At 53.8% G+C, this 22175-nt stretch carries 21 protein-coding genes; 13 read left to right on the top strand and 8 right to left on the bottom strand.

Translation table 11 applies throughout. The features are described 5' to 3' along the window. Nucleotides 1-21 precede the first annotated feature (21 nt). The 8 genes from KE531_03830 (at nucleotide 22) to KE531_03795 (ending at nucleotide 9043) form a co-directional block, all read left to right on the top strand. Entirely contained in the window at nucleotides 22-1476 is a 1455-nt protein-coding gene (locus KE531_03830) for an aminotransferase class I/II-fold pyridoxal phosphate-dependent enzyme (protein ID MBR9952758.1), read from the top strand. 13 nt (nucleotides 1477-1489) lie between these two features. Beyond that, nucleotides 1490-2344 carry a polyamine aminopropyltransferase gene (gene speE / locus KE531_03825; protein ID MBR9952757.1) on the top strand — a complete coding sequence of 285 codons (855 nt, stop codon included), beginning with the start codon at nucleotides 1490-1492 and terminating at the stop codon, nucleotides 2342-2344. Between the two features lies 1 nt (nucleotide 2345). Beyond that, nucleotides 2346-3605: a saccharopine dehydrogenase family protein gene (locus KE531_03820; GenBank protein ID MBR9952756.1), complete on the top strand. Its 1260-nt coding sequence runs from the start codon at nucleotides 2346-2348 to the stop codon at nucleotides 3603-3605. A gap of 10 nt (nucleotides 3606-3615) precedes the next feature. Beyond that, the gene (gene nspC, locus KE531_03815) at nucleotides 3616-4743 is read left to right on the top strand and encodes a carboxynorspermidine decarboxylase (protein MBR9952755.1); all 1128 of its coding nucleotides are present in this window, start codon (nucleotides 3616-3618) and stop codon (nucleotides 4741-4743) included. Nucleotides 4744-4757: 14 nt separating this feature from the next. Further along, on the top strand, nucleotides 4758-5876 hold the full coding sequence (gene aguA, locus KE531_03810; protein ID MBR9952754.1) for an agmatine deiminase: 1119 nt from the start codon (nucleotides 4758-4760) through the stop codon (nucleotides 5874-5876). Between the two features lie 127 nt (nucleotides 5877-6003). Continuing rightward, nucleotides 6004-6870 (top strand): N-carbamoylputrescine amidase, encoded by an 867-nt coding sequence (aguB, locus tag KE531_03805; GenBank protein MBR9952753.1) that lies wholly within the window; start codon nucleotides 6004-6006, stop codon nucleotides 6868-6870. Nucleotides 6871-7063: 193 nt separating this feature from the next. Beyond that, nucleotides 7064-8386, top strand: a complete 1323-nt coding sequence (locus KE531_03800; protein MBR9952752.1) for an ATP-binding protein — start codon at nucleotides 7064-7066, stop codon at nucleotides 8384-8386. 3 nt (nucleotides 8387-8389) lie between these two features. Next, entirely contained in the window at nucleotides 8390-9043 is a 654-nt protein-coding gene (locus KE531_03795; GenBank protein ID MBR9952751.1) for an RloB domain-containing protein, read from the top strand. 5 nt (nucleotides 9044-9048) lie between these two features. Here KE531_03795 and KE531_03790 read toward each other — a convergent pair whose 3' ends face one another. After that, on the bottom strand, nucleotides 9049-9585 hold the full coding sequence (locus KE531_03790) for a GNAT family N-acetyltransferase (GenBank protein MBR9952750.1): 537 nt from the start codon (nucleotides 9583-9585) through the stop codon (nucleotides 9049-9051). Between the two features lie 15 nt (nucleotides 9586-9600). Then, nucleotides 9601-10431: an enoyl-CoA hydratase/isomerase family protein gene (locus KE531_03785; GenBank protein ID MBR9952749.1), complete on the bottom strand. Its 831-nt coding sequence runs from the start codon at nucleotides 10429-10431 to the stop codon at nucleotides 9601-9603. Between the two features lie 307 nt (nucleotides 10432-10738). Here KE531_03785 and leuB point away from each other — a divergent pair, with 307 nt between their 5' ends. The 3 genes from leuB (at nucleotide 10739) to KE531_03770 (ending at nucleotide 13073) form a co-directional block, all read left to right on the top strand. Further along, nucleotides 10739-11824 (top strand): 3-isopropylmalate dehydrogenase, encoded by a 1086-nt coding sequence (leuB, locus tag KE531_03780; protein ID MBR9952748.1) that lies wholly within the window; start codon nucleotides 10739-10741, stop codon nucleotides 11822-11824. Nucleotides 11825-11956: 132 nt separating this feature from the next. After that, the gene (locus KE531_03775; GenBank protein ID MBR9952747.1) at nucleotides 11957-12574 is read left to right on the top strand and encodes a DedA family protein; all 618 of its coding nucleotides are present in this window, start codon (nucleotides 11957-11959) and stop codon (nucleotides 12572-12574) included. A 298-nt stretch (nucleotides 12575-12872) separates the two neighbouring features. Continuing rightward, nucleotides 12873-13073: a hypothetical protein gene (locus KE531_03770; protein ID MBR9952746.1), complete on the top strand. Its 201-nt coding sequence runs from the start codon at nucleotides 12873-12875 to the stop codon at nucleotides 13071-13073. A 60-nt stretch (nucleotides 13074-13133) separates the two neighbouring features. On the opposite strand, the gene KE531_03765 is transcribed toward KE531_03770, so the two are convergent. From KE531_03765 to KE531_03755, 3 genes are read right to left on the bottom strand one after another with little or no spacing between them, the layout of a single operon-like run. Then, nucleotides 13134-14036 (bottom strand): radical SAM protein, encoded by a 903-nt coding sequence (locus KE531_03765; protein ID MBR9952745.1) that lies wholly within the window; start codon nucleotides 14034-14036, stop codon nucleotides 13134-13136. Nucleotides 14037-14039: 3 nt separating this feature from the next. After that, nucleotides 14040-14231, bottom strand: coding sequence for a hypothetical protein (locus tag KE531_03760; GenBank protein MBR9952744.1), 192 nt, complete (start codon nucleotides 14229-14231; stop codon nucleotides 14040-14042). Between the two features lie 43 nt (nucleotides 14232-14274). Continuing rightward, the gene (locus KE531_03755) at nucleotides 14275-14769 is read right to left on the bottom strand and encodes a DNA-deoxyinosine glycosylase (protein MBR9952743.1); all 495 of its coding nucleotides are present in this window, start codon (nucleotides 14767-14769) and stop codon (nucleotides 14275-14277) included. 188 nt (nucleotides 14770-14957) lie between these two features. Here KE531_03755 and ftsH point away from each other — a divergent pair, with 188 nt between their 5' ends. Further along, nucleotides 14958-17333 (top strand): ATP-dependent zinc metalloprotease FtsH, encoded by a 2376-nt coding sequence (gene ftsH, locus KE531_03750; protein MBR9952742.1) that lies wholly within the window; start codon nucleotides 14958-14960, stop codon nucleotides 17331-17333. A gap of 614 nt (nucleotides 17334-17947) precedes the next feature. Continuing rightward, on the top strand, nucleotides 17948-19363 hold the full coding sequence (locus KE531_03745; GenBank protein ID MBR9952741.1) for a S8 family serine peptidase: 1416 nt from the start codon (nucleotides 17948-17950) through the stop codon (nucleotides 19361-19363). A gap of 48 nt (nucleotides 19364-19411) precedes the next feature. Here the strand turns inward: KE531_03745 and KE531_03740 are convergent, their stop codons facing one another. The 3 genes from KE531_03740 to KE531_03730 all read right to left on the bottom strand — a co-directional run bounded on the left by KE531_03740 (nucleotide 19412) and on the right by KE531_03730 (nucleotide 22175). Beyond that, on the bottom strand, nucleotides 19412-20083 hold the full coding sequence (locus KE531_03740; GenBank protein MBR9952740.1) for a response regulator transcription factor: 672 nt from the start codon (nucleotides 20081-20083) through the stop codon (nucleotides 19412-19414). A gap of 141 nt (nucleotides 20084-20224) precedes the next feature. Beyond that, entirely contained in the window at nucleotides 20225-21223 is a 999-nt protein-coding gene (locus KE531_03735) for an ABC transporter permease (protein MBR9952739.1), read from the bottom strand. After that, nucleotides 21168-22175, bottom strand: a complete 1008-nt coding sequence (locus KE531_03730; protein MBR9952738.1) for an ABC transporter ATP-binding protein — start codon at nucleotides 22173-22175, stop codon at nucleotides 21168-21170. Before KE531_03730 ends, KE531_03735 begins: the two co-directional genes overlap by 56 nt.

The following is a 22175-nucleotide window of genomic DNA, read 5'->3' as shown; positions in this document are numbered from 1 at the left end:
ATAAACATGAGAGGTACTGCCATGGACAGAGAGAGACAAAAGAGAGCCCCCATCTACGAGGCCCTGGAGGCATTTAAAAGAAAAAGGGTCGTTCCGTTTGACGTGCCGGGCCATAAGCGCGGGCGCGGGAACCCGGAGCTAGTACAGCTCCTTGGGGAAAAATGCGTGTCCCTGGATGTGAATTCCATGAAGCCGCTTGACAATCTCTGCCATCCGGTTTCCGTAATCCGTGAGGCCGAGGAGCTGACGGCCGAGGCCTTCGGCGCAGCCGGTGCCTACCTGATGGTGGGCGGAACCACGTCGGCAGTCCAGAGTATGATCCTTTCGGTCTGCCAGGCCGGCGATAAAATTATCCTGCCGCGAAACGTCCACAAGAGCGTCATCAACGCCATGGTGCTCTGCGGCGCCGTTCCGGTTTATGTAAACCCGGAGATGAACCAGAAGCTTGGAATCGCCCTGGGAATGGAAGTGGAGAAAGTAGAACAGGCCATCGAGGACAATCCGGACGCCGTGGCCGTGTTCGTGAACAACCCGACGTATTACGGAATCTGTTCCGACCTCCGCACCATCGTGAAGCTGGCCCATGGCCGCGGCATGAAGGTGCTTGTGGACGAGGCTCACGGAACCCATCTGTATTTTGGAAAGAATCTGCCTGTTTCGGCCATGGAAGCCGGCGCCGACATGGCGGCCGTCTCCATGCATAAATCCGGCGGCAGCCTGACCCAGAGCTCGGTGCTGCTTTTAAATAAGGGGATCAACGCCGACTACGTGCGCCAGATCATCAACCTGACCCAGACCACCAGCGCGTCGTACCTGCTCCTTTCCAGCCTCGATATTTCCAGACGGAACCTGGCACTTCGCGGTGAGGAGTCCTTTGCGAGAGTGGCGGAGATGGCGGAATATGCGAGAAAAGAAATCAACTCCATCGGCGGATACTATGCCTACGGGAAAGAGCTGGTGAACGGGAACAGCATTTTCGATTTCGATGTGACGAAGCTTTCGGTTTATACCCGTGACATCGGCCTGGCCGGCATTGAGGTCTATGACCTTTTAAGGGACGAGTACGACATCCAGATCGAGTTCGGCGACATCAGCAACATCCTGGCTTACATCTCCATTGGAGACAGGCTCCAGGACATCGAGCGGCTGGTGGGCGCCCTGGATGACATCGAGCGGCTGTACCGCAAGGACAGCACCGGCCTGCTCTCCGGCGAGTACATCAACCCGAAGGTTGTCATGTCGCCTCAGAAGGCCTTCTACTCCGACAAGGTGTCGCTCCCCGTGGAGAAATCCTCCGGGAAGGTGTGCGCGGAGTTTGTCATGTGCTATCCGCCGGGAATCCCGATCCTGGCGCCCGGCGAGATGATTACGGACGACGTGGTGCAGTACATCCTTTACGCAAAAGAAAAGGGCTGTTCCATGCAGGGAACCGAGGATCCGGCCGTCGAGCACCTGATGGTTCTTGCAAATATTTAAGGAGGTGCCGCAGATGGAATTCTGGTTTTCGGAGCTGCACACAGGAAATGTGAAACTGACGATCCGGATTGAAAAACAGCTTTTCTCCGGTGAGAGTGAATATCAGCGGATCGACGTGTTCGATTCGGAGGAATTCGGAAAATTCATTTCCCTGGACGGGGAGATCGTGTTTTCCGAGAAAGACGAATTTATCTATGATGAAATGGTGACCCATGTCCCCATGGCCGTCCATCCGAACGTAAAGGACGTCCTCATCATCGGCGGCGGCGACGGCGGCGTTGCCAAGGAACTGCTTCAGTACGGCTGCGTGGAGCGGATCGACGTGGTGGAGACGGACAAGATGTTCGTGGACGTGTGCCGCCAGTTTTTCCCGGAGGTGGCGAACGCCCTGGACGACGAGCGTGTCTCCGTCCATTACGATGACGGCCTGCGGTTCTTAAGAAATAAAAAAAGCCAGTACGACCTGATTATCAACGACTCCACGGATCCCTTCGGCCACACGGAGGGGCTGTTCACCAAGGAGTTTTACGGAAGCTGCTATAAGGCCTTAAAGGACGACGGCATCATGGTTTACCAGCACGGGAGCCCGTTCTACGACGAGGACGAGATGGCCTGCCGCAGCATGCACAGAAAGGCATACCGTTCCTTCCCCATCAGCCGCGTCTACCAGGCGCATATCCCCACGTCCCCGTCGGGATACTGGCTGTTCGGCTTTGCGTCAAAGAAGTACCATCCGATCAAGGATTTCAAGCCGAAGGAATGGAACGACAGGAAAATAGAAACCTGGTATTATACGACCCACCTGCACATGGGCGCGTTCATGCTGCCGAAGTATGTGGAGGATTTACTGGAAGAGGAGGAAAGATAACATGAGCAGATTATTGATTATCGGATGCGGAGGCGTGGCTTCCGTGGCAGTCCACAAATGCTGCCAGAACAGCGAGGTTTTTAAGGAAATCATGATTGCGAGCCGCACGAAGGAGAAGTGCGACGCGTTAAAAGAGAAGTTAGAGGGCACGACGTCCACGAAGATTTCCGCGGCGAAGGTGGACGCCGACAGCGTGGATGAGCTGGTGGCTCTCATCGAGTCCTACAAGCCGGACGCCGTCTTGAACCTGGCTCTTCCGTACCAGGATCTGACGGTCATGGACGCATGCTTAAAGACAGGCGTTCACTACATCGATACGGCAAATTACGAGCCGGAGGACACCGACGATCCCGCATGGCGCGCGATTTATGAAAAACGCTGCAAGGAAGAGGGCTTTACGGCTTACTTTGACTATTCCTGGCAGTGGGCCTATAAGGAGAAATTTGAGAAAGCCGGCATCACGGGACTTCTCGGAACCGGCTTTGATCCCGGCGTTACCAGCGTGTTTGCGGCCTACGCCTTAAAGCATTATTTTGACGAGATCCACACCATCGACATTTTGGACTGCAACGGCGGCGACCACGGCTATCCTTTTGCCACCAACTTTAACCCGGAGATCAACCTGCGCGAGGTTTCCGCAAACGGCTCCTACTGGGAGAACGGCCATTGGGTAGAGACAGAGCCCATGGAGATTAAGAGAGAGTACGACTTCCCGCAGGTGGGCATGAAGGATATGTACCTGCTTCATCATGAGGAGATCGAGTCTCTGGCAAAGAACATCCCGGGCGTAAAGAGGATCCGCTTCTTTATGACCTTCGGACAGAGCTATCTGACCCATATGAAATGCTTGGAGAACGTGGGAATGCTGTCCACAAGCCCGGTAACCTTTAACGGACAGGAGATCGTGCCGATCCAGTTCTTAAAGGCGCTGCTTCCGGATCCGGCATCCCTTGGCCCGAGAACCGTCGGAAAGACCAACATCGGCTGTATCTTTAACGGCGTCAAGGACGGAAAAGAGAAAACTATCTATATTTACAACGTCTGCGACCATCAGGAGTGCTATAAGGAGGTCGGCTCCCAGGCCGTTTCCTACACGACAGGCGTGCCGGCCATGATCGGCGCCATGATGGTGCTGACCGGCGCATGGAAGAAGCCGGGCGTCTTCAATGTGGAAGAGTTCGATCCCGATCCGTACATGGAGGCGCTTAATGCGTGGGGCCTTCCGTGGGTAGTCGACGAGAACCCGCAGACGGTAGCGTAAGGAGAACTGCATGAAAATTTATGAGCTGCCGACTCCCTGCTATGTGATCGACGAAAAGAAGTTAAGGGAGAACCTGGAAGTATTAAAAGGTGTGAAGGAACGGACGGGCTGCAAAATCCTGCTGGCCCAGAAGGCCTTCTCCTACTTCCATGAATATCCGCTGATCGGCCGGTATCTGGACGGCACCACGGCCAGCGGGCTTTATGAGGCAAAGCTTGGACGGGAGGAGATGGGGCACGAAGCCCACATCTTCTCCCCTGCTTTTAAGGAGACGGAAATCGAGGAGATCACGGACCTCTGCGGCCATGTAGTCTTCAATTCCTTTGCACAGCTTGAAAAATATTATGAAATCTGCAAAAGGAAAGGCGTCAGCGTGGGAATCCGCGTAAATCCCGAGTGCTCGACCCAGGGCGACCATGCGATTTACGACCCGTGCGCGCCCGGCTCCCGCCTTGGCGTCACGAAGGAGAATTTCCGCGAAGACCTGCTTTTTATGCTGGACGGGCTCCATTTTCACACTCTCTGCGAGCAGAATTCCGATGATCTGGAAACGACGCTTCATGCGGTGGAGGAAAAATTCGGGCCGTATTTAAAGCAGATGAAATGGCTCAACATGGGCGGCGGCCATCATATCACGAGGGCCGACTACGACATTCCCCGGCTGGAAAAGCTGATTCTCCATATGAAGGAGACCTACGGCGTGGAGGTGTACTTAGAGCCTGGAGAGGCCGTGGCGCTAAATGCCGGATATCTCGTGACCGAGGTCATGGACATCGTAAAAAACGGCATCGAGACGTTAATTTTGGACGCCTCTGCGGCCTGCCATATGCCGGATGTGCTGGAAATGCCATACCGGCCGCCCCTTAAGGACTCGGGAAAGCCCGGCGAAAAGGCTTTTGATTACAGGCTTTCGTCCTGCACCTGCCTGGCCGGCGACGTGATCGGGGATTACTCCTTTGATAGGGAGATCAAAATTGGCGATAAGCTGTACTTTGAGGATATGGCCATCTATTCCATGGTGAAAAACAATACCTTTAACGGCATGGCGCTCCCGTCCATCGCCGTCATGCACGAGGACGGGGAGTGCGAGGTGATCCGCTCCTTCGGTTACGAAGATTTTAAAATGCGGCTTTCATAGGAGGAAGCGGGACGATGAAGATGAGGACTGGATACCCGGCGGACGAAGGCTTTTTCATGCCGGGAGAGTTTGACGCCCATGACGGCTGCATCATGATCTGGCCGAAACGGCCGGGAAGCTGGAACTACGGGGCGAAAAAGGCCAGGGAGGCGTTCGCCGCCGTGGCAGCGGCCATCGCGGAGAGCGAAAACGTCTATATGCTGGCGGAGCCGGACGTGGCAGGGAACGCCAGGGAAATGCTTGGCGCTTTTGGAAACGAAAGAATCCATGTGATCGAGATGGAGTCCGACGACGCCTGGGCCAGGGACGTGGGGCCGACGTTTGTTGTCAATAAGGAAGGGCTTGTCCGCGGCATCGACTGGGAATTCAACGCCTGGGGCGGCGATGTGGACGGGCTTTACGCCCACTGGGAAAAGGACGATCTGGTGGCCGGGCGGTTCTGTGAGGCCATGGGATACGAGTGCTATGAGGCCAGGCCCTTTGTTTTGGAGGGCGGTTCGATCCACTCCGACGGCGAGGGGACGGTTCTCGTGACGGAAGCCTGCTTACTCAGCGCAGGGCGGAACCCGTCTCTTTCCAAAGGGGAGATTGAGGAGAAGCTAAAGGCATACCTCGGCGCAAAAAAGGTCATCTGGCTGGAGCGCGGCATTTATAACGACGAGACAAACGAGCACGTGGACAATATCTGCGCCTTCGTGCGCCCCGGCGAGGTGGTGCTTGCGTGGACAGATGATGAGGACGACCCGCAGTATGCCATGTCGGAGAGCTGTCTTCGGATTCTTAAGCAGGAGACGGATGCCATGGGGCGGAAGCTCAAGGTTTACAAGCTGCCGGTTCCGAAGGTGCCGGTCTGCGTGTCGGAAAAAGATCTTCTCGGCTATGATTTCGAGGAAGGCGAGGACGTGCGGGAGCCGGGCGAACGGCTGGCGGCCAGCTATGTGAATTTTTATATTTCAAACGGCGGCGTCATCGTGCCCCAGTTCGGGGATGAGCATGATGAGACGGCCGTGAAGATCCTTTCGGAGGTATTCCCGGAGCGGAAGGTGTACCCGATTGCGGCGAAGGAGATTCTCCTTGGCGGCGGGAATATCCACTGTATTACGCAGCAGATTCCGGCGGGAAGGAAAGCGTAGGCCGGAAACGGCCCGCGCCAGGAAAACGGCGGGCTGCGGGCCTTTGCCGGGCGGAGATTTTGCGGAGAAAGAAATCCGGCAGCCCTTTTCGGGCGGAGATTTTCTCAGAAACGGAGGCAACATTCGGATGCGTATGGTTAAGACGGCTGCGGTGCAGATGCGCTGCGGCAGGGATGTAAAAGAGAATATCGCCAGGGCAGAGGAGTTTGTGCGGGCGGCCGCTGCGGACGGCGCGCAGATTATTCTTTTGCCGGAGCTTTTCGAGCGGCAGTATTTCTGCCAGGAGCGGCGGTATGATTATTATGAGTTTGCAAAGCCGGTGGAGGAGAACGACGCCGTCCGGCATTTTGCGAAGGTGGCGGCAGAGCTTTCTGTTGTGATGCCCATCAGCTTTTTCGAGCGGGATAAGAACCGCCTGTTTAATACGGTGGCGGTTCTGGATGCCGACGGGACGAATTTGGGGATTTACCGGAAGACCCATATTCCCGACGACCACTATTATCAGGAGAAGTTCTATTTCGTGCCGGGTGATACGGGATTTCGTGTATTCGAGACGAAATACGGCACCATCGGCGTGGGGATCTGCTGGGATCAGTGGTTCCCGGAGACGGCGCGTTTCATGGCGGTAAAGGGCGCAGAGCTTCTTTACTATCCGACGGCCATCGGAAGCGAGCCGATTCTCTCTGTGGACAGCATGCCCCATTGGAGGCGCTGTATGCAGGGGCATGCGGCTTCCAATTTGATGCCGGTCATCGCGGCGAACCGCGTCGGCGTTGAGACGGTGGAGCCATGCGAGGAAAACGGCGGCCAGAAATCGTCGTTAAAGTTCTACGGTTCCTCCTTCATCACCGACAATACAGGTGAAATCGTATTGGCCATGGACCGGGAGAGCGAAGGCTTTATTGCGGCAGAGTTCGATTTGGAAAAAATGTTTTTGGAGCGGCTGGAATGGGGGCTGTTCCGCGACAGGCGGCCGGAGATGTATCGGGAATAAAAAGAAGAACAGAAAACAGTGCAGAGGGCAGGACGCGTTTGGATGGGCGCGGAGGTTCTCTGCACTGTTTTTTCTTTCTTTAAATGATTTTGCAATATTTCTTCAAAATAAAATATTTATATTGACTTATTCGAAGAGGTGCGTTATCATATAAGTATGATTTTGCTGATTTTTTGCAGAATGGAGGAATTGTATGCTGTTGGAATTCAGAACGTCGAACTACAAGTCTTTTAGAGAGGAAATGGTATTCTCTCTTGTACCGGCGCCGAAGCAGAAGGGCCTTGATTACAGCGTCCTGGAAGAGACGGCTGGCAAACGTATCTATCACGGCCTCTGCTCTGCGGTGGTTTATGGCCCAAACGCGTCCGGAAAAACAAATATTATTGGAGCCATGGACGCGTTTAAAGCCATTGTTTTGCGGGGACATCTTCGCAATGACGAGGGAAAGGTGTCTGCGAATGCCGCGTCCAATCTTCTGGAGCTGATCCCGAACCAGTCTCTGGAGACGCCGGAACCAGTCTGCTTTTCCATAAAATTCATTTCAGACGGGATTTTGATGGAGTACGGATTTTCCGCAGATCTTGGGAAATTTCTGGATTCCAACTGCCGCCGCAGGGTGATGTCGGAATTTCTGAAAGTGAATAATTCCCAAGTGTTTTCGCGGAGGGAAGGACTGGAATTCGGTTCCTTTGATGCAATCGGAGACTTCCTTGTAAATGAGTTTGCGCCCAATGAGGAAGGTGCAGTTGCCCTTGCAAAAAGCAATTTGAATGAGGAAGAACTGTTTTTGATGAACGGTTTTAAAACGATGTTCAGTGCCAAACTCGCGGCCATACTTGCGGAATGGCTGGAACATAAATTCATGGTAATTTATCATGCCGATGCGGTTCACCTGACGCGAAAGTTCAGTGATCCGAAAAGGAATTCCGTCTATGTGGAGAAGACGTTAAATGAGGCTGCCTCTTATTTTGGAATCAATTCCAATGCCCTTGGCTATGCCGTAAGGGGAGATGAGAGTGAGGCCAGGCTGTATTCCGTTTTGCAGAAAAACGGCAAAGGGACGGCAATTCCTGCGGAACTGTTTGAATCCTACGGGACCATCCGCTTTGTGAATATGTTCCCTCTGGTGGTAAATGCCATGTTAAACGGGGGAACGCTGGTGGTGGATGAATTTGATGCGTCTATTCATCCAATGGCGTTGATGGACATTATCAATATTTTCCACAACGACGAGATCAACAAACACCATGCACAGCTCATTTTTAACACTCACAATCCGATCTTCCTGAATTCCAGCCTCTACCGGCGGGATGAGATCAAATTTGTAGAGCGGGATGATGAAACGCATTTCAGCACTCAGTATTCCCTGTCGGATTTTGGGACAGCCGGAAAAAACGGTGTGCGGAAGAACGAAGATTATATGAAAAATTATTTTATCGACCGTTACGGCGCAATTAAAGAAATCGACTTCACGCCGATTTTTGAAAAAATCATGTCTGAGAATGATGAGGGGTAGCCTATGAGGAAAGAAAATCGAACCTATTATTTTTCCGTAGAGGGGGATACGGAACAATGGTACCTGGAATGGCTTCAGCGTTCGATCAATGCGGCACCTGAAGCCGCATGTACGGTAAAGCTGGACTGTAAAATCCAAAAGGATCCGTTTGCAAGAGTAAAGCGAATGAAAATCGTGAGAAAGACAGAAATAACGCACCTGTTTGATTATGAGAGCGGAGAAGAAGAATATGAAAGGGAATTTAAAACGGTAATCGACCGCATGAGGGAGGCGGAGAGCAGCGGAAAGGATATCCAGTACCATATTGGTTACAGCAATTTTACGTTTGAACTTTGGATGATTCTCCATATGGCGGACTGCAATGGCCCGTTGACCCACAGACGCCAGTACCTGCCTCTGCTCAATAAGGCATACGGCGAAAATTTTGGCAGTCTGGAGGAATATAAGCACGAGAATAATTTTAAGCGAATCCTGGGAAAGCTGACGCTTGCCAATGTCCGGCAAGCGGTTCAGCGATCCAGGACGATCATGCAGATCAATCAGGAATCAGGCCGCATACTTCAGCAATACAAAGGTTTTCCATATTACAAAGAAAACCCATCTCTCACTGTCTGGGAACAAATCGAAAAAATCTTAAAAGTCTGCAAGCTGTCTTAAACTTTCTATAACAAATACTCCATCTGTACATCACACGGCTCTTTAGCTGCCAGCACGGGATCGATTTCCTCTGCAAGTTTACAGCCCAGTCTGCGGTAGGCCTCCTGACTTTCTTTGGAGGAATGGGCGGAGATATAGAGCTTTTCTGCGCCGGCTTCCCTTGCCTTTTGAGCTGCCATGGAAAAGAGGCGCCGCCCGACTCCGAGTCCGCGGCAAGGCTCTGAGACATAAAAATGGACGAGATCTAAATACTGGTTCCGGCTTCCGAAGGGCGTTTCGTCGAGAATGCCAAAGCCGATCAGACGCCTGTTCTGCCATGCACCGAAGCCGCTCCAGCCGTTTGTAAGTCGGTATTCGATTTCGGAGGCCAGTTCTCTGAGCTCACTGAGATCCCAGTCCTCGGTAAAGGGATGCGGGATAAGCACCCACATCCCGTTTTGAATCCGCCAGCATTCCTTTACTTCCTGGTGCCGGATAAAAGAGTCCAGGGAATTTCTGTGAAAGTTACAGGGTGTCAGTTCTGAATAAATGATTTCTTCCATGCGGCTTTTTCGGCGCTAGTGCTGCTCCGTCTCCTTCTTTTTGGATGATTTTTTATTGAGCTTTTCCACAAGGGCTGCCGTCCTTGTCCGATAGTCGTCCAGCTCGGTCACAATGCCCATGAATGAGGAAACCATATCCAGAGAGGAGCGGAGCGTGCTCTGTTCACTCTGGTAAATGGCACGTTTGGTAAGGCGCATGGCCTGCTGCGGCGCATCAAGCAGCTTTTTCATGTAGTTTTCGACGTATTCATCAAGCTGGTCGTCGGGAACCGCATGGGTTACAAGGCCGATCCGCTCGGCCTCCGGGCCCTTTAAGGAACGGGTTGTCCAGAACATGTCGAGAGCCTTATCTTTGCCCACAAGACGAGGCAGGAAATAGGCGCCGCCGTCGCCGGGAACGATTCCGGCATTGAAATAGCTCTCGGATAAGGTAGCACTTTCCGCGGCAATCCGGACATCGCACATCAGGGCCATGTCCAGGCCGGCACCGACAGCGGCGCCGCGGATTTTGGCAACCACCGGCTTGTCAATCTCCTCCAGAATCAGCGGGATGCGCTGGATTCCTTTCCACAGGGAATTTTTTCTTGCAAGGGCAGTCGAGGTGATGTCATCGTGGCTTTCAAAAAATCCGTCTCCGGCAGCCATGGCCTTGACGTCGCCGCCGGCACAGAAGGCCTTGCCGTTTCCGGACAGCAGAACGGCATAGATGTCTTCCCGGTCCCGGACGTCCTCCAAAGCCTTTGCCCAGAGACGGATCATCTCCTCGCTGAAGCAGTTGAGCTGTTCCGGGCGGTTTAAAGTGATGCGGGCTAAATGGTCTTTTACTTCATAAATCAGATCCGGCATAGCAGGTACCTCCCATTTTTTATTTCCGCGGATATGCGTTCCCATCCATTCGATGTCTGCCGCGGGTGAACTGTCAATTATTATAAGAAATTTTCGGACATCTGTCAATTTTGGCGGCGGTTATTTACGAATATTTAACATAAAGTGCGCCCTTCTGCTGCATGGACTGCACATTCGATAACTGAGGGTTATGGGAAAAATAGAAAACTTGCATGTCCTTCCTGGCCGGCGTCGGTTGAAAAAAAGCGGGGGATCGTCTATGATGGAAGGCAGATAGAACAACAGAAAAGAAATGGAGGAAGTATTGATGGAATATAAGATTGCAGCGATTTCCGGCGATGGAATCGGGCCGGAAATCGTCGGGGAAGCAAAAAAAGTCCTGGAAAAGGTGGGCGCTGTCTACGGGCACACGTTCCATTTTGAGGAGGTGCTGATGGGCGGAATTTCCATTGACACCTATGGGGTGCCGCTGACGGATGAAGCGTTAGAGACAGCCAGAAACAGCGATGCCGTGCTTTTGGGCGCCGTAGGCGGAAACGTGGGAAATTCCAGATGGTACGACGTGGCGCCGAACCTCAGGCCGGAGGCAGGGCTTTTGAAGATCCGAAAGGAGCTCGGCCTGTTTGCGAACATCCGCCCGGCATATCTTTATGCGGGCCTTGAGGACGCCTGCCCCTTAAAAAAGGAAATTATCGGGGATGGCTTTGACATGGTGATCGTCAGGGAGCTGACGGGCGGCCTCTACTTTGGCGAACGCCATACGGAGACGGTTGACGGCATGCGCCAGGCCACGGATACGCTCGTTTACAGCGAGCATGAAATCCGCCGGGCAGCCGTAAAGGCCTTTGAGATTGCAGAGAAGAGACGGAAAAAGGTGACGAGTGTCGACAAGGCCAACGTCCTGGATTCTTCCAGGCTCTGGAGAGCAGTTGTGGAAGAGGTGGCAAAAGAATATCCGCAGGTACAGCTTGAGCACATGCTGGTGGACAACTGTGCCATGCAGCTTGTGATGAATCCAGGCCAGTTTGACGTGATCCTCACCGAGAACATGTTCGGCGACATCCTTTCGGACGAGGCCAGCATGATTACCGGCTCCATCGGCATGCTGTCGTCGGCCAGCCTCAACGAGGGAAAATTCGGCCTTTATGAGCCGAGCCATGGCTCTGCGCCGGATATTGCAGGAAAGGGAATTGCAAACCCCATTGCGACGATCCTTTCGGCGGCCATGATGCTCCGGTTCTCCTTTGATTTGGATAAGGAGGCAGATGCCGTGGAAAATGCCGTGCGGAAAGTGCTGGCCGAGGGCTATCGGACGGCAGATATCATGGCAGACGGAATGACGCAGGTGGGCACCGGTGCCATGGGCGACCTGATCTGCGGACATATTGGCTGATTTTTAAGGCGCAGGGAACCGGGCGGCGGAGGCGCCTTCCGGTTCCCTTTTTGCAAGATGGAATCTGGACAGGCAAGGCGTTCATATATTAGCTTCAGATGATGCAGGGTTCCCTTTTTCAGGAGGCGTTTGATGCAGCAGTTCATTCTGGAGTTCATTGGAGAATACGGCAGTTTTGCCGTGTTTCTTCTGATTTTAATTGAGAACCTGTTTCCGCCGATTCCATCGGAGGTGATCCTCACGTTCGGCGGCTTCATGACGACGTGTACGCGGATGACGGCAGCGGAAGTGATCGCAGCCTCAACGCTTGGATCGTTGGCCGGGGCGGTGTTTTTGTATTTTGCAGGCTATTTGATCCCTGACAGTCTGTTTAAAAAACTCCTTTCCGGCCCTGTGGGACGGACGCTTAAGTTCCGGCCGGAGGATGTGGAGCTGGCAAAGGGCTGGTTTTTGAAGAAGGGACAGAAAGCCGTGTTTTTCTGCCGCCTTGTGCCCATTGTCCGGAGCCTGATCTCCATTCCTGCCGGGCTTTCCGGCATGGCTTTCGGGCCGTTCCTTCTTTATACCGCGGCAGGAAGCCTGATCTGGAATACGGTTCTTGTTTTTGCCGGCAGGATTGCCGGGAATTCCTGGGAGGCGGTTTCCGGAGCCATGGGGGCATACTCTGATATATTCCTGATGGCGCTCGGCGCCGGCATGCTGTTTGCTGTTTTTCTCCAGAACATATGCAGAAAGAGAAAAGAAAGCTGAGAAGGAAACGCAGAAACATGCATGAATGTTTGAAAAGTACAGAAAAATTTGTGCGTAAAACAAAGGGAACGAGATAAATTATTTGAAAAATACTATACAATATGAAAATATAACAAATGTATCAAATTTATTTTAAAATTTTTAGAAAAAAAGTATTGACATTCTAAGCCTGATCGCATATAATAAAGACAACAAAAGAAAAGAACTTAACAAAATCTAAGAAAAGGAGGTACGGACCACCGAAAACGTAAATCTCGTTTAGCTTTTACAAAAGTAAAAGTCTAAACAAAGGAAAAACATGAAACCGGATAAAACGAACAAAATGGTTACCAACTATTCCATTCCTGATATGACGAGAAAGTATCAAAATGAAGAATATGTAATCAATATGAAAAAGAAAAGATCGTATGAATCGTTCGCAGAAGCCGGGGCAATGGAAAAACTTAATATAGATAAAAAAAGAAAGAGAGGTATTACTCCATTGGATGAAGTAGCATGAAGCGGGTATCGAAAAAAGAAAAAATTCGATACCCGCTAAATTTTTGCCTGCCGCCGTATTCTATACACCAGTCAAGTCAAAAGGCGGCGTGTATTCTTCTTTTGCACTGCTTTTTTCCTGCATATACCCATTTGTGAGCCCGAGGGCAAGGGCCGCGTCCACGACCTTCTGATATTCGTAGGAGGTGATCCGGCGGTTGATTTCCGGATACTGGCAGCTATGGTAAAAGGGCGTGTACTGACTTAACAGGCTTATGAGAAAGCTGCCTTCAGGAAGTTCGTCATGAAGCCAGGTAAGAAGGCGGATCGAGTCGTTTCTGGCGCCGGGGAGAACCATGTGGCGGACGACGACGCCCGTCTTTAAAAGTCCGGGTTCGTGTTCATTCCAGGAGAGGCCGCTGGTCTGGCGAATCATCTCCTTTAACGAGGCGGACGCATATGTAAAATAATCGGCAGCGCCGGAATATTTTTCCGACAGAACCGGGTCATAGTATTTGAGATCCGGGAGATAAATATCCACATAGCCGTCCAGTTCCCGGATGGTTTCCGGCCGTTCATAGCCGCCGCAGTTATAGACCACGGGGATTCGCAGCCTGTTTTTTACACGGTCGAGAGCGGAGAGGACGGACGGGAGAAAATGGGTCGCTGTCACAAGGTTGATGTTGTGGGCGCCCTGTTCTTCAAGTTCCAGGAAAATTTCGGAAAGGCGGGAAACGGAGACCTCTTTTCCGAAGTTTTCATGGCTTAAGCTGTAATTCTGGCAGAAGACGCATTTTAAGGTGCAGCCGGAAAAAAAGACGGTGCCGCTTCCGCGGGTTCCGCTGATACATGGCTCTTCCCAGTGATGCAGGGCGGCGCGGGCGATTTTCGGCTGATCTTTCTGCATGCAGAAGCCTGTCCCGGTGCGGCGGTCTGCGCCGCACTTTCTGGGACAGAGGGTACATGATTCGTATGTCATGCCCATGTGCTACCTCCGGTTTTCTGAATTTTTCGGACTGTCCGAAACTCCGTCGGGAGGTTCCGGGATAAAACGGTACATCTGGTTGTAGGCCTCCAGCTCTGCGTCAGACTGGGGCAGGGCGGGAATCAGGCCGGTGCAGTCCATGGCAGAGCAGGACTGGATGTCGATGTCGAAATCATCTTTTTTCATGTTCATCACCTCATCCCCAGTATGCCCTGGGGGGTGTTGCTGCCATACTGGATTATGATTCCTGGTTTTCCAGAATCACCGACCAGGCGGCGACGAGGCGGTCAAGCGTCCAGGCGGCGTTTGCCGGGCTGGTGGAAGGAAGCACTGCGGCCGGGCGGCCAAGTTGTTTTTCCTGATATTTCTTATAATAACGGCCCGATGTTCCGCCGTTGCAGAAAATCCGCCGGATGGGGGCTGCGTTTACAATCACAGAGAGGTCGTTGGGCACGGCATCGCGGATGGAGCTGTCGCTGGAGCCCTCGATACGGCAGGAGGCAATCACATCCCAGACGGCAATGCGGTGTTTTAGAAGGAACGCTTTTTTCTCTTCGATGGTTTCGGGGAGCGGCGCTTCCATGATGGCGGCCAGCACTTTCCAGAAACGGTTTTGTGGGTGATGGTAAAAAAAGCAGCCTTCCCGGGATTTTACTGACGGGAAGGAACCGAGAATGAGGATTTCCGACCGGCTGTCGTAAACCGGAGGGATCGGATGGACGGCTTGTTCCATGGTATTTTCCCTTCTTTTCTTGTTTTCCTGTCCAGTATCGCAGAAAAGGCGGAATTTGTCAAAGCTAAGCGAAATTTTTATATTTTTTTTATTGCCATATGGGGAAACTCAAACTATAATGGATTCGTATCGTGAAAATCTGTTCGGATGCAGAGCGCGGTATATGTATATAGAAGTGGAGAAAAGGAATGGATAACAATCAGAATCGAAATAACAATAAGAGGCCCAGCGGCCAGAGCATCGGCGTTCTTGTGGTTATCATGATCCTGACCCTGATTGCGGTCAGTATGATGAACAGTGCCATCAAGAAGAGCCAGACAGAGGAGCTGGGCTATGAAGAGTTTGTGCAGATGCTGGAAAATAATGAAATCGATACGGTACGTGAGTCCGGCAATCGGCTTTTAATCACACCGAAGGCAGAGTCCCGGTCGTATAATCGTTTCAAGGAATACTATACTGTCCGGATTCAGGACGCTGATTTCGCAAATCGGCTTCTGGCATCCGATGTGCATATCCTTGGTGAAGATGTTAATGCCGGGGCCAGCGTGTTAAGCTTCATCCTCGGATGGGTGCTGCCGTCGGCTCTGATGATTTTCCTGCTTTATATGATGTTCAGCCGGATGGGCGGCGGAGGCGGCGTCATGGGCGTCGGGAAGAGCAATGCAAAGGTCTATGTCCAAAAGGAGACCGGCGTCACCTTTGCCGATGTGGCCGGTGAGGACGAAGCCAAGGAATCCCTTGTGGAGATCGTGGACTTCCTCCATAATCCGGGAAAATATACGAAGATCGGCGCCAAGCTTCCGAAGGGCGCGCTTCTTGTGGGCCCGCCCGGAACCGGAAAGACCCTGCTTGCAAGGGCCGTGGCCGGTGAGGCGCATGTGCCGTTTTACTCCCTGTCGGGATCGGATTTTGTGGAAATGTTCGTCGGAGTGGGCGCTTCGCGTGTCCGCGACCTGTTTAAGCAGGCGCAGCAGTCGGCTCCCTGTATTATTTTCATCGACGAGGTGGATGCCATCGGCCGGAGCCGTGATTCCAGATTCGGCGGCAACGACGAGCGGGAGCAGACCTTAAACCAGCTCCTTTCGGAGATGGACGGTTTTGATTCTTCCAAGGGACTTCTTGTGATGGCGGCCACGAACCGGCCGGAAATTCTGGATCCGGCGCTCCTGCGTCCGGGCCGTTTTGACCGTCGGATTATCGTGGATAAGCCGGATTTAAAGGGCCGGATCAATATTTTGAAGGTACATTCCAAGGATGTCCATCTGGATGAGACCGTGGATTTCGAGGAGATTGCGCTGGCAACCTCCGGCGCCGTCGGCGCTGACCTTGCCAACATGATGAATGAGGCGGCCATCAATGCCGTCAAGCACGGGCGAAACGCCGTGTCCCAGAAGGATCTGTTTGAGGCGGTTGAGCTGGTGCTTGTGGGCAAAGAGAAGAAAGACAGGATCCTGAGCAAGGAAGAGCGGCGGATCGTTTCCTATCATGAAGTAGGCCATGCGCTTGTATCTGCTCTCCAGAAGGATGCGGAGCCGGTTCAGAAGATTACGATTGTGCCGAGAACCATGGGCGCATTGGGATATGTAATGCAGGTGCCGGAGGAGGAGAAGTTCCTCAACACGAAGAAGGAGCTTCAGGCGATGTTAGTCGGTGCGTTGGCTGGGCGTGCGGCTGAGGAGCTGGTGTTCGATACGGTGACGACCGGCGCCGCCAACGATATCGAGCAGGCAACGCGGATCGCAAGAGCCATGGTGACGCAGTACGGCATGTCCGAGAAGTTCGGGCTTATGGGGCTTGAAACCCAGGAGAACCAGTATTTAACCGGGCGGACGGTCTTAAACTGCGGCGATGCGACGGCAGGTGAGATCGATCAGGAGGTTATGCGGATCCTCAAGGAGGCATATGCCGAGGCGAAGCGGCTTCTTTCTGAAAACCGGGATGCGATGGATAAGATTGCCGAGTTCTTAATTGAGAAAGAGACCATCACCGGCAAGGAATTCATGCGGATTTTCCGCCAGGTGAAGGGAATTCCGGAGCCGGAGGAGGAAGACGAGGAGAAGAAGACGAGGTTTGCCCGCGAAACGGGAGCGGACCGCAGGAACGGCGGCCAGTATCCGCCGCAGGGCCAGGGCGGAGCTGGCGGAAGCCAGGGGTATGGCCAGAGCGGAGCTGGCGCAGGCCAGGGGTATCCGCAGGGCCAGAACGGAATGGCCGGAGGCCAGGGATACGGCCAGGGTCAGAACGGAATGGCCGGAGGCCAGGGATATGGCCAGGGCTATCCGCAGAACCAGGGCGCTCCTGGCGGGCGTCCGCCTTACGGATATCCGGGAAACAGCGGTCAGGTGCCGCAGGGTGCAGGCGGCCAGTATCCGCCGTATCCAGGCTACCCGCAGGGGCAGGGCTATCCCGGCCAGCAGGGAAGGTACCCGCAGGGCCAGAACGCACCCCAGGACGGCGGGATGACAGGCTGGAACAACGGGAATCCGTCCGGAGGCGCTGCCAGAGGGCAGGAGACCGGAAATGACTGGAGACGGCCGGAGGACAGGACGGATACGGAACGATAGATGGTACAGGATGTATTCTGATATGGAGTACATCCTGTTCGCATTTCGCAGGTCTTTCTGCGGCCGCCATGCCGCGGCGTACAGGCAGCCTGCGGGGAGAGGGAGCAGCCGGTCGGACGAAAGTTCACACATTTTCCACAGTTTCGCCACGATTTGACTATATTTCCCGTGTATAATTCCGGAAACGGCAGATTCGAGAAAGAAAGGGGATTTTTGTGAATAGAAGAAAGCTTTCACTTTTTATGGCAGTACTGCTCTGCGTTCAGGCTTTGGCCGGATGCGCCGTCCCAACTGCCGGTGCGGCAGAAATTGGGGCGGCTGAAGGCGCGGTGCAGGCTGCGGAAACGAAAGCGTCTGTGACAGAGGATGTGTCCGCCTATGAAAACGGGGAAATCCTGGCTGTTTTGGCGGACGGGGAACCGGAGGTTTATGCCTGCGGCTCTGAGGCAGAGTTAAAGGAGACCATTGCGGCCTTAAAGGAGAGGGACGACGTGGTGCTCGTCCAGCCCAATTATTCCTATGAGGCCCAGGGGCTTAACGTAAACGATGAACTGGCCGGGGAACAGTGGGCCTTGTTTAATGACGGCAGCTTTTATATCGAAGAAGAAAAGAACATGTATCCTGTGTACGATGATCCCTTCGGCGAGCCGGCGGAACCGGGACAGTGGAAGGACAGCGAGGGCTTTGGGCCGGGCTGGCAGAAGCCGGATATGATCGGTGTCCTGGTGGAAGTGGTGAGGCAGAATGCCGAGGCCGGGGTTGACATCAACATTTCGGACGCCTGGGCCAGGTACGGAAGCGGGACGCGGGATGTGATTGTGGCGATGCTGGATACGGGCATTGATTACAGCCATCCGGAGCTTTCCGGCTCCATCTGGGTCAATGCCGGGGAGATTCCGGGAAACGGCGTGGATGACGACGGAAACGGCTATGTGGACGACGTTTACGGCTGGAATTTTTACGACGACAATAACCAGGTCTTTACAGGCAGTGACGACAGCCACGGGACGCACGGAGCCGGAACCATCGCGGCGGCCGCAAACAACGGGGCGGGAATCACCGGGATCGTGCCGGGAAACCGTGCAAAGATCATGCCGGTGAAGATTTTAGGCGGTTCCAGAGGCGGCGGGAACACGGCCTCTCTCATTAAGGCCATCCGCTATGCAGAGGAAAACGGCGCTGTGATCTGCAACCTGAGCCTGACGACGACGGTCTATGACGCGGCCCTTTATCAGGCCATGGCAAACTCAGGCATGCTGTTTGTGGTGGCGGCCGGAAACGGCGACGAGCTTACGGGGCTTGGGGTCAACACGGACGAGACGCCGTTTTATCCGGCGGCCTTTGACCTCGACAACATCATTTCCGTGGCGAACGTGGAGTTTAACGGGATTTTGAATTCCAGCTCCAACTTCGGGGCGGCCACGGTGGATCTTGCGGCCCCCGGCACGTATATTCTAAGCACGACGCCGGGAAATTCCTACGGTTATATGACGGGAACGTCCATGGCGGCGCCGATGGTGTCCGGCGTGGCGGCGCTGGTGTATTCGTATTTTGACGGGATTGGGCCGGCCGATGTGAAGGAAATCCTGTTAAAGACGGCAAAGCCCCTCGACGGCCTTTCCGGGCTTACGGCAAGCGGCGGCATCGTGGATGCCGGGGCGGCCCTGGCCTTTGATTTAAGCGGCCTTTCGGGACAGGGTTTTTCAAACGCCGGAAGCGCCCCGGAAAGCGGGACGGCGCCGTATATTGAGACAAAGTTTTCTTCCAGGCTCGGGAAGTCCTATCTGACGGTCCGTGTCGTGGATGTGGACGGCGACCTGGAGACGTTAGCCTACAACCGGGGCGAGCTGACGGCTCCGGATTTTGCCGGCGGGACGGCCGGAGAGCCGTTTACGATCAATTCCAACGATGTGGCGACGTTCCGGATTGACAATGCAGGGACTTATACCTTTTATGCGAGGGATAAAAACGGGAACGAGTCGGTGAAGGTTGTGAAGATTACCGAGGAACAGGACGGGCCCGGTGCGTAAGATAAAAAGAACAGGGAATGCGGCAGGCTGAATGGAGGTCTGCCGCATTCATTTTAATGCCAGATGATAGCCAAAGTGGCGCATGGTGACAATTTTTACGTTGGCGCCCAGGCATTCCAGCTTTTTCCGGAGAAAGGAAATGTAGATTTCCACGTTGTTTTCCACGGCATCGGGGCGGTCTCCCCAGATTTTTGCAAGCAGCATTTCCTTGGAGACGACGATTTCCCGGTTGGCCAGCAGGATCCGCATGACTTCATATTCCTTTCGCCCCAGCTGGAGAGAAGTTTTTGGCCCTGACAGGCAGTAGGTAGTCTGGTTTAAGGACAGGTTCCCGTAGGACAGGCAGTCGGGGAGAAGCTCGCCGCGGCGTCTGGTTACGGTTTTTATGACGGCCAGGAGCTCGCCTGTGTCAAAGGGTTTTTCGAGGCAATAGTCAGCGCCTGCCTCCAGCCCGGTAATCCGGTCAGACGGCCTGTTTTTTTCTGTCAGGAGGACGGCGGGGATGGAGATGCCGCAGGAGCGGATTTCTTTTAAGAGAGCCGGCCCGTCTTTTCCCGGAAGCGTGAAGTCGAGAAGGACAGCGTCATACTGGCCTGTCTTAAGGGCGGCAAGGCCCGTGGGCCCGTCGGCGCAGACATCTGCTTCATACCAATGCTGCTTTAATAGCTCCTGTATGGAGGCGGCAAGCCGTTCTGTTTCATTTATGAGAAGAATTTTCATGTTGTCATGCCTCTTTTCTGGTACTGAACTGTTACTCATTTTCGGCCTTTCCACGCCCAAGGTCAAGGCATGGGATGCATAATTCATCAATTTTTCACAAAGCCGGGGCCTCGCAAAGAAGAGCGGGGCCCCGGAGCAGTTTTACCGGCTGCGGATTTCTTTCCGCATGAAGCTTATGTAGGAGGCCGCGAAGATGACGGCCGTCGCAGCCAGGAGCCCGACCATGTGGGGCCATACGAGAAGCAGGCTTTGTCCCAGGGACAGGTAGCCGTCGATGGCGCCGGAAAGCTGGTTGAGCGTGATGATGTTCATGGATCGCACGGATGGGTTCATGATCGTGGAGACGGCCTCGCTGTACAGATAGTACGGAGAGAGGCGGTTGAGCCCCAGGATCATGTCGTAGCTGTTAATGAGATCGCCCATTGTCGTCATTTTTTCGACAGGATATAAGAAGTCCACGACGATGCTTACGACGAGGCTCATGAACAGTGCGAAGAAGATCCAGATCCCGATGACTGCCATGGCCGAGGTGGCCGCGTGGCGGCAGAGGACGGAAAACAGGATCGAGAGGGCCAGCCAGAACGAGATGTAGATGCCTGTGAAAATCAGGTAGGCAAGGAGCCGGCCGGTCTCCTCTGTGCTTGGCGGGATTCCCGTTGTCAGGAGCCCGACGGCGCTGATAATAAGCCCCATGGAAAATACCATGATGAAAATAATCGTGGCGCCGGCCAGGAATTTGCCGTTGATGACGGCGTCCCGGTAGATGGGCTGCGAGACGAGCCGGTTTAACGTCCCTTCTGACCGCTCGCTGTTGATGGCGTCAAAGCCCAGGGTTACGCCCACGAAGGGGCCTAAGAGAGCGATGAAGGAGGTAAACGAGGGAATGGAATCCCCGCTTAAGGTAAAGAGCTTTAAAAAGATAAAGTCGGGATCGGCGGAAATGGCGTCTTTTAAGCCGGACAGCGCGCCGTAAATGCTGGCGAAGCTGGTGATGAGGATCAGGGCCAGGACGATGAGGAACCGCCGGCTCCGGATGTGATCCGCCATTTCCTTCCGGTAGAGGGCCATGAGCCCGCTGCCGGCGCTATTTCCTTTTGAGGGAAATAAATGTTTTATTTTTTCTTTCATGATCATTTCCATCTGTCTGCCCTGCTTTCTCAAAATAACGTCTGTAAATTTCATCCAGGTCGCTTCCGCGCTCCCGCAGGTGGCTTATGGTGTAGCCGCCGTCCAGAGCCTTTCTTAAAAGCTCCCGCTTCACGTCAGATTTCGAGTTTACCACATAGAAATCTCCCTCACGCTCGACGGACTCCACGTTTCCGAGGCTTAACAGCAGGTCGCGCCAGCCGGAGTCGTCCGGCACGGCGGCGGCTTCCAGGGAGCAGCGGCCGTCCGCCATGGTCTGAGCCGCCAGCTCGTCGATGCGGCCGCAGGCGATGAGGTTTCCGCCTACGAAGAGGCCGACGCGGTCGCAGATCTGCTGGATCTGGTAAAGCTGGTGGGAGGAGATTAGGATCGTGCGGCCGTCCTCCTCGGCCAGGCGGCGGATTAAGGTCATTAACTCCCGCATGCCTTCCGGGTCGATGCCCAGAGTCGGTTCATCCATGATGATGACCTGCGGGTCTTTCATGAGCACGTCGGCAATCCCAAGGCGCTGCTTCATGCCGCGGGAGTAGGTGCCTGTTTTCTGGTCAGCGGCATAGGTCATGCCGGTTTTTTCAAGAAGTTCGTCAATCCGCGCTTCGATGGTTTCCTCGGAGAGGCCGTTTAAGCGGCCGGTGAACCGCAGGTTTTCGCGGCCGGTCATGTCGGAATAAAAGCCCACGCTGTCGGGCAGATAGCCGACGATGCGTTTTACGGCGATGGCCTCCCTGGTGCAGTTTTTCCCGTCGATGAAGGCGCTTCCTTCCGTCGGCTCCGTGAGGCCTAAAAGCATCAGCGTCGTCGTTGTTTTCCCGGCGCCGTTGGGGCCTAAAAGTCCGAAGATTTCGCCTTTTCGGATGGACAGGTTTAAGTGAGAAACGGCCGTCTTTGAGCCGTAGGTTTTTGTCAGGTGTTCTGTCGTGATGATGATGTCACGGGTTTCCTCCAT

It is taken from the genome of Eubacteriaceae bacterium Marseille-Q4139 (genome assembly GCA_018223415.1).
GTDB lineage: Bacteria > Bacillota > Clostridia > Lachnospirales > Lachnospiraceae > CABSIM01.
Note: the sequence above shows the minus strand (reverse complement) of the source record. Positions and strands in the feature narration are given on the sequence as shown.

Coding starts and splice junctions, on each gene's coding strand:
- KE531_03830 (MBR9952758.1), top strand. CDS start 22: ATGGACAGAGAGAGACAAAAGAGAGCCCCCATCTACGAGGCCCTGGAG.
- speE (MBR9952757.1), top strand. CDS start 1,490: ATGGAATTCTGGTTTTCGGAGCTGCACACAGGAAATGTGAAACTGACG.
- KE531_03820 (MBR9952756.1), top strand. CDS start 2,346: ATGAGCAGATTATTGATTATCGGATGCGGAGGCGTGGCTTCCGTGGCA.
- nspC (MBR9952755.1), top strand. CDS start 3,616: ATGAAAATTTATGAGCTGCCGACTCCCTGCTATGTGATCGACGAAAAG.
- aguA (MBR9952754.1), top strand. CDS start 4,758: ATGAAGATGAGGACTGGATACCCGGCGGACGAAGGCTTTTTCATGCCG.
- aguB (MBR9952753.1), top strand. CDS start 6,004: ATGCGTATGGTTAAGACGGCTGCGGTGCAGATGCGCTGCGGCAGGGAT.
- KE531_03800 (MBR9952752.1), top strand. CDS start 7,064: ATGCTGTTGGAATTCAGAACGTCGAACTACAAGTCTTTTAGAGAGGAA.
- KE531_03795 (MBR9952751.1), top strand. CDS start 8,390: ATGAGGAAAGAAAATCGAACCTATTATTTTTCCGTAGAGGGGGATACG.
- KE531_03790 (MBR9952750.1), bottom strand. CDS start 9,585: ATGGAAGAAATCATTTATTCAGAACTGACACCCTGTAACTTTCACAGA.
- KE531_03785 (MBR9952749.1), bottom strand. CDS start 10,431: ATGCCGGATCTGATTTATGAAGTAAAAGACCATTTAGCCCGCATCACT.
- leuB (MBR9952748.1), top strand. CDS start 10,739: ATGGAATATAAGATTGCAGCGATTTCCGGCGATGGAATCGGGCCGGAA.
- KE531_03775 (MBR9952747.1), top strand. CDS start 11,957: ATGCAGCAGTTCATTCTGGAGTTCATTGGAGAATACGGCAGTTTTGCC.
- KE531_03770 (MBR9952746.1), top strand. CDS start 12,873: ATGAAACCGGATAAAACGAACAAAATGGTTACCAACTATTCCATTCCT.
- KE531_03765 (MBR9952745.1), bottom strand. CDS start 14,036: ATGGGCATGACATACGAATCATGTACCCTCTGTCCCAGAAAGTGCGGC.
- KE531_03755 (MBR9952743.1), bottom strand. CDS start 14,769: ATGGAACAAGCCGTCCATCCGATCCCTCCGGTTTACGACAGCCGGTCG.
- ftsH (MBR9952742.1), top strand. CDS start 14,958: ATGGATAACAATCAGAATCGAAATAACAATAAGAGGCCCAGCGGCCAG.
- KE531_03745 (MBR9952741.1), top strand. CDS start 17,948: ATGTATCCTGTGTACGATGATCCCTTCGGCGAGCCGGCGGAACCGGGA.
- KE531_03740 (MBR9952740.1), bottom strand. CDS start 20,083: ATGAAAATTCTTCTCATAAATGAAACAGAACGGCTTGCCGCCTCCATA.
- KE531_03735 (MBR9952739.1), bottom strand. CDS start 21,223: ATGGAAATGATCATGAAAGAAAAAATAAAACATTTATTTCCCTCAAAA.
- KE531_03730 (MBR9952738.1), bottom strand. CDS start 22,175: ATGGAGGAAACCCGTGACATCATCATCACGACAGAACACCTGACAAAA.